Annotated in this window: 9 protein-coding genes and 1 pseudogene; 4 read left to right on the top strand and 6 right to left on the bottom strand. The window is 68.2% G+C overall.

The genetic code is table 11. The annotated features are described in order from the left end of the window. Positions 1-199 precede the first annotated feature (199 nt). The gene (locus WH85_RS44965; RefSeq protein WP_157411625.1) at positions 200-793 is read right to left on the bottom strand and encodes an ADP-ribosyltransferase; all 594 of its coding nucleotides are present in this window, start codon (positions 791-793) and stop codon (positions 200-202) included. 282 nt (positions 794-1,075) lie between these two features. On the opposite strand from WH85_RS44965, the gene WH85_RS44960 reads away from it, so the two are divergent. The 3 genes and pseudogenes from WH85_RS44960 to WH85_RS54300 all read left to right on the top strand — a co-directional run bounded on the left by WH85_RS44960 (position 1,076) and on the right by WH85_RS54300 (position 3,164). Next, complete coding sequence (locus WH85_RS44960) at positions 1,076-2,200, top strand: hypothetical protein (protein ID WP_045748349.1); 1,125 nt, start codon at positions 1,076-1,078, stop codon at positions 2,198-2,200. 200 nt (positions 2,201-2,400) lie between these two features. After that, positions 2,401-2,934: pseudogene (locus WH85_RS54305) on the top strand (tyrosine-type recombinase/integrase); the annotation flags it as partial. After that, the gene (locus WH85_RS54300; RefSeq protein ID WP_169792577.1) at positions 2,934-3,164 is read left to right on the top strand and encodes a tyrosine-type recombinase/integrase; all 231 of its coding nucleotides are present in this window, start codon (positions 2,934-2,936) and stop codon (positions 3,162-3,164) included. The pseudogene WH85_RS54305 and the gene WH85_RS54300, both read left to right, overlap by 1 nt. A gap of 191 nt (positions 3,165-3,355) precedes the next feature. On the opposite strand, the gene WH85_RS44950 is transcribed toward WH85_RS54300, so the two are convergent. After that, entirely contained in the window at positions 3,356-4,231 is an 876-nt protein-coding gene (locus WH85_RS44950; RefSeq protein ID WP_045748348.1) for an alpha/beta fold hydrolase, read from the bottom strand. Next, positions 4,228-5,148: a Vgb family protein gene (locus WH85_RS44945; protein WP_045748347.1), complete on the bottom strand. Its 921-nt coding sequence runs from the start codon at positions 5,146-5,148 to the stop codon at positions 4,228-4,230. Before WH85_RS44945 ends, WH85_RS44950 begins: the two co-directional genes overlap by 4 nt. 41 nt (positions 5,149-5,189) lie before the next feature. Between WH85_RS44945 and WH85_RS44940 the strand changes: the two genes are divergently transcribed. Next, positions 5,190-5,807, top strand: coding sequence for a TetR/AcrR family transcriptional regulator (locus tag WH85_RS44940; protein WP_083449751.1), 618 nt, complete (start codon positions 5,190-5,192; stop codon positions 5,805-5,807). A gap of 12 nt (positions 5,808-5,819) precedes the next feature. Here the strand turns inward: WH85_RS44940 and WH85_RS44935 are convergent, their stop codons facing one another. From WH85_RS44935 to WH85_RS53950, 3 genes are all read right to left on the bottom strand, one after another. After that, positions 5,820-7,544 carry an endo-1,4-beta-xylanase gene (locus WH85_RS44935; protein WP_045748346.1) on the bottom strand — a complete coding sequence of 575 codons (1,725 nt, stop codon included), beginning with the start codon at positions 7,542-7,544 and terminating at the stop codon, positions 5,820-5,822. Positions 7,545-7,588: 44 nt separating this feature from the next. Continuing rightward, the gene (locus tag WH85_RS44930; protein ID WP_045748345.1) at positions 7,589-8,686 is read right to left on the bottom strand and encodes a type III PLP-dependent enzyme domain-containing protein; all 1,098 of its coding nucleotides are present in this window, start codon (positions 8,684-8,686) and stop codon (positions 7,589-7,591) included. Next, positions 8,676-9,659, bottom strand: a 984-nt coding sequence (locus WH85_RS53950; RefSeq protein ID WP_045748344.1) for an IucA/IucC family C-terminal-domain containing protein, incomplete at its 5' end; no start/stop codon positions are given. The genes WH85_RS53950 and WH85_RS44930, both read right to left, overlap by 11 nt.

The raw sequence follows: 9,659 nt of genomic DNA, 5'->3' as shown, positions 1-9,659 counted from the left end.
GCGGTAGGCGTCGGTCAGTGCGGTCTGGGTCAGGTCTTCGGCGAGGTGGGGGTCGCCGGTGAGCAGGTACGCCAGGCGCATCAGGGATTGGCCCCGGCGCCTGACGTATTCCTCGAAGATCACGGGATGCCTTCCGGTCGCTGTCCATCAGTGGAGATGTGATGGGACGTCGGATGTGCTGCATCCCTGTGGGCCCGGGTCAGTGCCAGGGTTTGTAGTGCGGGTTGCTCTGGCAGTCGGTCATCTTCTCGGTCTTGGTGGTCTTGTCGACCGGGCAGACGCCGATGACGTATTCGCGTTTGATGCCGCCGGGGAAGGCCACTTCGACCTGGTCGGCCCATTTGTGGGTGTCGCCGATGGTCTTGTTGACGTCGATACCGCCGGGGGCGTCGATGTAGTAGTTCCAGCCGGATTTGTACCAGGTCTTGTAGAGGTCGTGGTCGTAGGAGGTGGAGACGTACGGGGAGGGCTGGTTGACCAGGACGTACTTGGCGACGTCGTACTGTCCGGCGGTCCAGTCCTTGGGGGTGAATCCGGCGGCGAAGATGACGTCGGGTCCGCGGCTGTCGCTGCGGTAGAGGGTGCCGCAGCTGACCCGCCAGACCGGTTCGGGGGTGATCCGGTCGAGCGCGATCTCCTTGGGGGCGACGGCGGAGGCGGTGAGTCTGTCCTCCACGATCGGGCAGGTGGGGGCGGTGCCGATTGCGGCGGTGGCCGGTGTCGGCGTGCCGGCGAGGGCGGTGACCAGGGCGAAGACGGCGGCGAACCTAGTTTTGATCATGTGGTGCACGATCGCTGGCCGCTGCCGACACGCACCGGATCGTCACTCGTTCGGCGGCGTGTCGTCGAGGGTGGGTGTCACCGCCCAGGGGCCGGCAGAAGGTTTCGGGTTCACAGCGTGATGGTGTGGGCGGTGCAGAGCGCGGGGAACCAGGTGACGTCCTCGGGGATACCGTGCGCATCGCCGCGTTCGGCGGGACCGGTGATTCAGTCGGGGTTCCGCCACTGGCCATCGTCGGTTCTCTCTTTTCCGGCATCGTGTCGATCACGATGTCGGTCGATCGAGCGGGGAGACATGCGGAAGCTTTTCCGGGTTGTGGCGGCAGTGTCGGCGGCGGTTCTGGTGGTGGCGGTGGCACCGCGGCCGGCGCAGGCCGCGGTGGACATCATTCACAAGATCACGCAGGAGGAGGATCCGTTCGAGGCGCGGTTCCCGGACGTGGTGAAGCTGGCCGACGGGCGGCTGATGGCGGTGTGGCACCGGTCCACCGAGCACGCCGGTGTGGAGAGCACGATCCAGCTGTCGTTCTGGAGTGACGGCAATGGCTGGTCGGCTCCGGCCAACGCGTTCGCCGACCCGAGTGTGGTGGACGGCTGGGACACCCGGGACCCGAAACTGGGCCGGATGAACGACGGCAGTGTGGTGCTCACGTTCTTCACGGCGGGCAAGGTGTATTACTCGGTGTGGAAGCCGGGCTGGACCCGGTTCACCGCGCCGGAGCAGTTGACCTATCCGGGGGCGCCGACCGGCATCGCCAGCCATGGCGCGGTGCTGGCCCTGGCCGACAGCGGCGGTCAGACCGATCAGGTGCTGATCCCGTTCTACCAGGACGGCGCGGCCGGTGGGGCTTTCTTCATGCGGGCCACCTGGCGGGCGACCGTCGCGCCCCGCCTGCTGGTCACCGGCTTCCACAAGATCATCGCGAATGACAATCCGGTCGGCCGGCGGTATTCCGAGCCGAGCTTCGTGCAGATCGGCGACACGGTGGTCACCGCGGTCCGGTCGGAGAATCTGGACACCGCGAACCCGTCGTACCGGCACGCCAGCCCGGTCATCATCGCGCGCTGGAACGCGTACGCGGCGACGCCGTCCTACACGTTCCAGTCCTTCACCGGTGTGCTGGCCAGCTCGCATCACCTGTTGAAGACCTCGTCGGGGAAGGTGCTGTTCACCTACGGCAACCGTGCCAGCGACGGCGTCCGCCCCACCTTCGGCATGATGATCGACAACCCGGCGGGCACCTGGAGTGGGACGCCGGTGCCGCTGTACGACTCCGGCCTCTACGACCAGGCGAACCCGAGCACGGTCGAGCCGGCTGACGGCTGGTTCTGGACGTTGGGCTACAACGCCAAGACGCGCGCCCAGTCGTCGAACGGCGGCACCCTCTGGGTGATCCGCAGTCAGACCGAGGACTACTGACATCACCGGCGTCCCCAGGACGCCCTCCCCCTTCAAACTATGATCCTAGGAAGGTTTAGGGGTAGTGCGGCAAGCCGCACCTCAAACCCAAAGGACGGCTTCGCCGACCGACCAGATCGGTCCAGGTGCCGGGATTCGGTACACGTGCGGACTTGACATAGCGGCCACCCCCTGGCCGCTATGTCAGGCACGGTGTACGTATGACTGACTCACCGCTGGTGCCGGACGGCTGCCTGGCCGTGACGTGCGCCAAGGTCGGCGACCTGCCGCTGCCGCCACTCGAACCCCGCGCGCTGACGCCGGGGCAGGTCCGCACCCTGAAGAACGTGCTCGACCGGCTGCCGCGCTTCCACCAGCACAAGAGCCGCCGCCGCAGCGCGGTCGGCGAGCTGCACGGCCACGCCCGGCCGCTGCGCGACCGCGCGATCGTGCACATCCTGCTCGGCACCGGGCTACGACGCGAGGAACTGGTCAACCTCGACCTGGACCAGATCACCCCGAACATCCCGCAGGAGCTGCGCGCGGCCAAGAAGGCGAAGATCAGCGGCGTACGAGGCAAAGGCGGCACCAGCCGTACCGTGTTCCTCGGCGCCGACGGCCGCACCGCCCTGGCCGACTACCTCGCACACGAGCGCCCCGCCGACGCCGGACCGGCCGCGCTGTTCCTGTCCGCCGCCTCGATCGGCTCACGGCGCCCCGACGGCCGGCTCTCCCCGCGCTCGATCAATCCGATCTGCGAGCAATCGGCCGCTGGCACGACGCCGAACACGGCGACCCAGCCCGGCACATCAGCCCGCTCAGGCCCCATGACCTTCGGCACAGCTTTGCCTTCGCGCTCGCCGAGGCCACCGGCAGGGACGCCTACGAACTCGAGCGCCGACTCGGCCATCAGTCGCAGCGCTACATCCACCGCTACACCCACCCGCCCGAGGACATCGCCGCCGGCTACATCGAGAACCTGTAGTCGACGCCGCGACCACTTCCTAGATCGACTTCTTGATCCCTGGTCGCGCATCCGTTAAGGAGCCCCCAACCCCGACGAGACGCCGTCCGTATGCCGACCCGATTTGCCGGGCGCATCGTCGATCGCGTAGATCTCTCTGCCGCGGCGACGGCGCTGCGAGCCGTTCAGCCGGGGGGCCGATTGTCGTGCCTTCAGGTCGTCATGGCCGTAATGGCAGCTGTCAGTTCCTGGGGGTGTGTCATGACGATGTTGTGTCCGGATGCGATCTCTACGAGGCGTCGCTGAGGTGCGGTCTGCACGATGGCGGTGATCTTGTCGCGCCGGTCCGCGTAGAAGCCATGGCGGGCCAGCACGATGGTCATCGGGCAGGTGATCCGTTCGTAGACGTCGATGCTGGGATACACCGGCGCGTCCGGTGGCGCGGTGGTCGTGGCCGCGATCTCTTCTGTCGTGGGCCTTCGGGTGAACACGCCGCCGCCATCGCTGAGGAAGCTTCGTGCACCGACCGCGCGTACGAGTTCGGGATCAGCGCCGGCGTTGAGCCAGTCGGTTGCGGCGCCGGCCGCCTGTTCCTCAACCCAGGCGTCACGTTGTGCGGCATCGAAACGGCGGCCGTACCCGAACGTACGCCGCAGTTCCTCGGCGGCCTGCGGGGTGCGAAATTGCCCGAGAGTACGGGAGGCGGTCTGCCGGTCGTCGAGGACCAGCCCGTCGATGATGCAGATCCCGCTGGGCTCGACGAGGCCTGCGGCAGTGACCGCGGTGACGGCGTAGCCGCCGGTGGAGTGACCGACCAACAACGGACTTTCCCAACCCGATGCGGCAACGACAACGGCCAGATCACGCCAGTACTGTTCTGCGTTTTTCGACTCGGCGGTGCTGTGGCCGTGGCCGCGTAGGTCGACGGCGATCACCCGATGTCGTGGCAGAAGGCCTGCCACTACCGCTTCCCATGCGGCGGCGTTGTGCCCGCTGCCGTGCACGAGCAATACGGGATGCCCGGCGCCGCCGTGATCCAGGGCGGCCACTGTGCCGCCGTCAACCTCGAAAGAGATCTCTTCGCTCACGCGCTCTCGCCCTTCTCGACCGCGACCAAGGAGCCGCTCTCCATCGCCACCCACACCAGACAGTCCTCGACCCACAACCCATGAGGCTCTCGTCCGGGTAATTGGTGAAGGGTCACGTCACCGTCGGCCGTGATCCGGGCCAGTTGGCCAGAGCCCCACAGCGTGACCCAGCATCCGCCGTCGGTGTCGGCCGCGACGGCGTGTGGCCGGCATGCGGCGTCGGCGAAGCTGATTTTCTCTACCGAGCCGGACGGATCGACACGACCAACGCACCCTCCAGCGATGTCCGCGTACCAGATCCCCGCCTCGGAGGCGGCGATGCCGACCGGCGCGGCAGGCGCCCTGCCACTGGGTAGTTCGACAATCTGCACCGCACCGTCGTTCACGTAAGCGAGGGCACTGGCGGCGTTGAGCGCAACCCACGGCCGGCCTGCAACATCGACGGTGAGCATCGCCGCCCGCGCGTCGGGGACCGGCAGGTCGAGCATGGTCAAGTCGCCCGAGGCGGTGACCACCCTGCCAATCTGGTTGAGCCCCGGTGCGGTGAACCAGACTCCTCCGTCAGGCGCAGCGGCGATGCCGTAAGGCGCCGATCCGGATGCCAGGTCGATCACCGTGTGGTCGCCGGAGGCGTCTCGGCGGCTCAGCCGATCGTCGGTGCGGGTGCACCAGAGCGCGCCGTCGGTGGCGACGGCCAGCAGCATCGGATGACCGTCACTGCGAGGAAGGCGCTCGTGCCGGAACGTGAAATCTGCCTCACCGTCGACCGAGGTTTCGGCAGGCATGAATCGTGCGAGTCCCTGGGGAGTCAGAATCGTCATCCACAAGTTCCCGGTGGCGTCCCCCGCCACGGCGTACGGTGCCCAACCCGACGGCAGGACTATCTCGCGGCACAGCGCTGTCTCAGGCGGTGGCATCAGCTTCCCTCCTTAAATGCTACGGATGTAGCATTAGGCACATGGCGTCGGATGCGCAAGTCCCTTTCGCGGTCCCCGGAGTAACCCGGCCCGGCGGCCGAACCGCCCGCACGCGCGAACGCGTACTCGACGCCGTCGCGTCGTTGCTGCTGGATGGCGGCTACGAAGCCGTGACCATGGACGCGGTCGCCGCGCTGTCGGGAGTCCATCGCACCACCGTCTACCGCCGCTGGCGCGACACCGGCAGCCTTCTCGCCGACTCCCTCGACGCCGCCCGCGAACACCCGTGGGAACCGCCGGACACCGGTTCATTACTGGACGACCTGGTCGCCATCAACCGCCAGATCGCCGCCGCTTTGACGGAAGAACCATCGATCACCCGGGCACTCGTCGCGGCGTCGTTCCGCTCACCGGCCGCGGCCCACGCGCTCCGGTCATTCTGGGAGAACCGCTACGCCCGCGCTGCTGTCGCCATCGAACGAGCAGTCCGCCGAGGTGAGGCCGTTGAAGACATCGACGCACGAACCGTTCTGATCGCCTCCTGCGCGCCAATCTTCTACGAACTTGTACTCATGCGATCCCCGATGCCAGAAGACATCGCCGAACGCTATGCCCGAGTAGGTGTCGCAGTAGCGGCCGGCTGTGCAGGGGGACGCTGACCACTGGGGGTGTCAGCGGCGGGCGGCTCGCAGGGTGTTCTGCAGGGCGGCGACGGCGGGCTTGGGGCGTAGTCGCTGGTCCCAGGGCAGTTCGTCGCCGGGTTCCAGTGGGTAGCTGTCGTGTTCGGCGGTGGAGCCGTAGCGGTCGGTGATGCCCCAGGTGGTGAACGAGGTGCAGGTCGGCTCGGACAGGCAGGCACTGAGCACGCCGGCGAACTGGGTGGCCTGGACGCGGGGTGATTCGCCGTACACGTCGATTTCGGAGATGCGCGCGGACAGGCCGAGTTCGGCCAGGTCGGCGATGTGGGATCGGAGTACGGCGGGGTCGATGTGGTCGCCGGCTTCGTGGATGTGACTTTGGAAGCCCACTCCGTCGATGGGCACGCCGCGGTCCTTGAGGCGGGCGACCAGGTCGTACAGGGCGTCCCAGCGGGGGCCGTCGGCTTCGGCGCCGAACTCGTTGAGGTACAGCGTGGCGTCGGGGTCGGCGGTGTGGGCGGCGGTGAACGCCTTGTCGATGTACGACTCGCCCATGGCTTGCTGCCAGAGGTGTTCGCGCAGGCCTGGGCGGCCGTCGGGTCCGTCGTCTTCGGGTGACAGTGGTTCGTTGACGACGTCCCATTCCGCGACCCGGCCGCGGTAGTGGCCGGCGACGGTGCTGATGTGTTCGGTCATCGCGCGTTCCCGGTCGGCGGGGTCGAGTTGTTGCATCCAGCGTGGGTTGGCCTCGCCGAAGACCAGGGTGTGTGCGTGCATCGTCATGTGGTTGGCGGCTGCGAAGTCGGCCAGCAGGTCGCCTTCCGCGAAGTTGTAGGTGTTCGGGCCGGGGTGGACGAACTGGGGTTTGAGGGCGTTCTCGGTGGTGAGCATCGAGAACTGGGTGGTGGCCAGGGCGCGGTAGCCGTCGTCGCTGACCAGTGGTTCGGCTGCCATCGCGGCCCCGATGGGTAGCCGGCGGCTGGTGGTCTCCGCCAGGGCGCGCAGGGAGTCCGGGGGTGGGGTCTGCTGTGCTGGTGTCCGGGTGTCGCGGACTGTGACGCTGCCGGTGTTGCGTGCTGTCGCTTCCAGGGTGTTGAGGGTCCAGTCCGGTGCGTCGGGGTCGGCGTCGGCGCCGAAGGTGACGGTGCCCGTGTCGAAGACTCCGGGATCCGGGGCGGACATGTGGGTGTCGTCGGTGGTCAGCGTCAGGTTGCCGTCGTGACGTTCGAGGGTGACGGTGATCGTGGTGGGTGATGTGACCGGCGTGGTCCGGTTCGTGGCCGGGGTGGCGGAGTGGCCGTCCCAGACGGTCAGGTTCAGCTGGTGTTCCGTGATCGTGATTCGTAGGCCTTGCCGGTTCTGTAGCCATTCGTCGTAGACGATCGGTACTTCGCCGTACAGGTACAGGGAGGCGGTCTGGCCGGCGGGGCGGTGCAGTGTCGCGCGGATGTGAAAGTCGCCGTGGACGGTGAGTTGTGGGCCGCGCAGGTTCACCGGTGGGTGGGGTTGTCCGCCGGTGCCGTCTTGGAGCACGATCTGTCGTCCGAGGCCGTGGATGCGTACGCCGCCGGGTTCGACGGTTCCGCCCGGGAGGTGGCTCCAGTCTTCGGCGAGCAGGTTCACTCGGCCGGATGCCGGGGTGGTGCCGGATGTGGTGGGCCGGGCGTGGTGGTCACCGGACGGCTCGCAGGCGGTGGTGCCGGCGGCGAGCAGGCACAGTGCGGTTACGAGGAGGGGCAGGCGGGTGTTGGCGGGCACGGGTCCTCGTGGAGTCGGTGTCGGCAGGCGGGTGCCGTGGGCTTTCAGAGGATGACGAATTGGGGTGGGTCGTGGCGTAGGAAGTCGTGGTGGCTGATGTCCCAGCCGTACGCGCCGGTGCGGTCGAAGATCAGGACGTCGCCGACGCGGAGGTGGTCGACGTGCTGGTCGCGGGTGAGGACGTCGCGGGGGGTGCAGAGTTCGCCGACCGCGTCGATCGTCACGTCGGTGACTTCGGGCCGGGGGTAGGGCCGGTTCCATGTGTCGACGTGATGAATGGTGAAGGGGTGGCTGTAGCCCCAGGCGGCGGGGAGCCGGAAGTGGTGGGTGCCGCCGCGGAGGACGGCGAAGGTGCGTCCGTGGGTGGTTTTGAGGTCGATGACTTCGGCGGCGTAGCGGCCGGCGTCGGCGGTCAGCCAGCGTCCGGGTTCGAGGATCAGGTCGATGCCGGCGGGCACGGTGATCTGTTTCAGGGGTGTGAGGTCCATGGAGGTGGTGGTGCGGTAGTCGATGCCGATGCCACCTCCGACGTTGACCACGCGGATTTGTGGGCCGTATCGCTGGGACCAGGTGATGGCGTCGGTGATGAATCGGGCGTGTGCCGGGCCGTCGAGGTTGTTGGAGACGGCGTGCAGGTGGAATCCGATGACTCTCAGGCCGTCGGGGATGGTCGCCAGGACGTCGTCGAGTTGGGTTTCGTCGATGCCGAAGGGGGTGGCGGTGCCGGTCATGGTGTGGCTGCCGGTGAGGGTGGGTCCGCGGCGGTTGACGCGCAGGCAGATGTCGGTGTGCAGGCCGAGGCCGGCGAGGCGCTGGAGTTCGTGGGCGCTCTCGACGTTGATCAGTGCGCCTGCGGCGACGGCGGCGGCGAGTTCGCGGTCGGTTTTGGCGGGGCCGCCGAAGGCGATGCGGCGGGCGCCGGCGGTGATGGCGAGGTCGAGTTCGCCGCCGGAGGCGACTTCGAGGCCGTCGCATTCCTGGGCGAGGGTGTGGACGACGTCGGGGTGGCCGTTGGCTTTGACGGCGTACAGGAGGGTGGTTCCGGTGGGGAGGTTGGCGCGGAGTTCCGCGACGCGGGCCCTCAACACTGATTTGTCGTAAATGTAGGCGCAGACCGGCGTTTTGAGGCTGTCAGGCAGCATGCAGGGGGTTCCTGACCGGGATGTAGAGGTCGCCTTCGCCGGTGAGGCGCATGCGGACGAGGGCTTTGTGGGGGACGGTCGGTGCGGTGAAGGCGGCGTGGTCGGGGTGGCCGCCGAGGGTGTCGTAGGTGTGGTCGACGACGTCGCGGACGATGCGCCAGGCGTGGTCCTCGCCGAGGGGGAGGTTGATGACGAGTTCGCCGAGGTGGGCCTGCAGGGCGGTGTATCCGAGTTTGGCGCGCAGGATGTCGGGGTCGTCGGTGGTGATGACGGATCCGGGCCAGAGGTCGATGGTGTGTCCGGCGTCGGCGAGGCGGCCGGGGTGCAGGCGGAGTCCGGCGAAGTCGCGCAGGGCGAGGCGGTGGGGTCGTCCGTTGAGGAAGGTGGGGAGGCAGTTCTGCAGGTGGGCTTCGAGGGCGATGCCTTTGGTGGCGAGCCGGAGCAGGGGTGGCAGGAGGAGCCGGGTGTAGTCGTCGAGCCATTGGGCGGCGGTGCCGTCGTAGTCGTCGAGGAGCCCGGCGAGCACGGTGCGGCCGGTGGTGGGGTCGTGGGCGGGGAGGGCGCCGCCGGGGACGGCGTGTTCGCCGGGTTGGAGCCGGCCGGTGAGTCCGGTGCGCAGGATGGCGGAGAGGTCGCGGCCGCTGCCGGCGGGTACGGCGGCGCCGGCGGTTTCGGCGAGCAGGATGAGGTGTTGTTCGTCGGCGGTGAGGGTGTGTAGCAGGGTGGAGAGGGCGGGTCCGTTGCGGGTGCTGGCGATGCTGATGCTGCGGCGGGTGGAGGTGACTTGGATGTCGAGGGACACCTTGAGGTAGTGGCCGGTGTCGGTGAGCAGGGTGCGCAGGGCGGCGGTGGGGACGGCGTCGAGGTGGCCGTCGAGGGGTTGCAGGGTGCCGTCGGCGTAGAGGTGGGGGTATCGCTGGGTGACGAGGTCGTGTTGCCAGGCGTGGACGGGCTGGGCGCGGTATCCCGGGGG

Source organism: Actinoplanes rectilineatus (assembly GCF_000962825.1).
Classification (GTDB): Bacteria; Actinomycetota; Actinomycetes; order Mycobacteriales; family Micromonosporaceae; genus Actinoplanes; species Actinoplanes rectilineatus.
The sequence above is the reverse complement of the archived record's forward strand: the minus strand, read 5'-3'. Positions and strand labels throughout refer to the sequence as shown.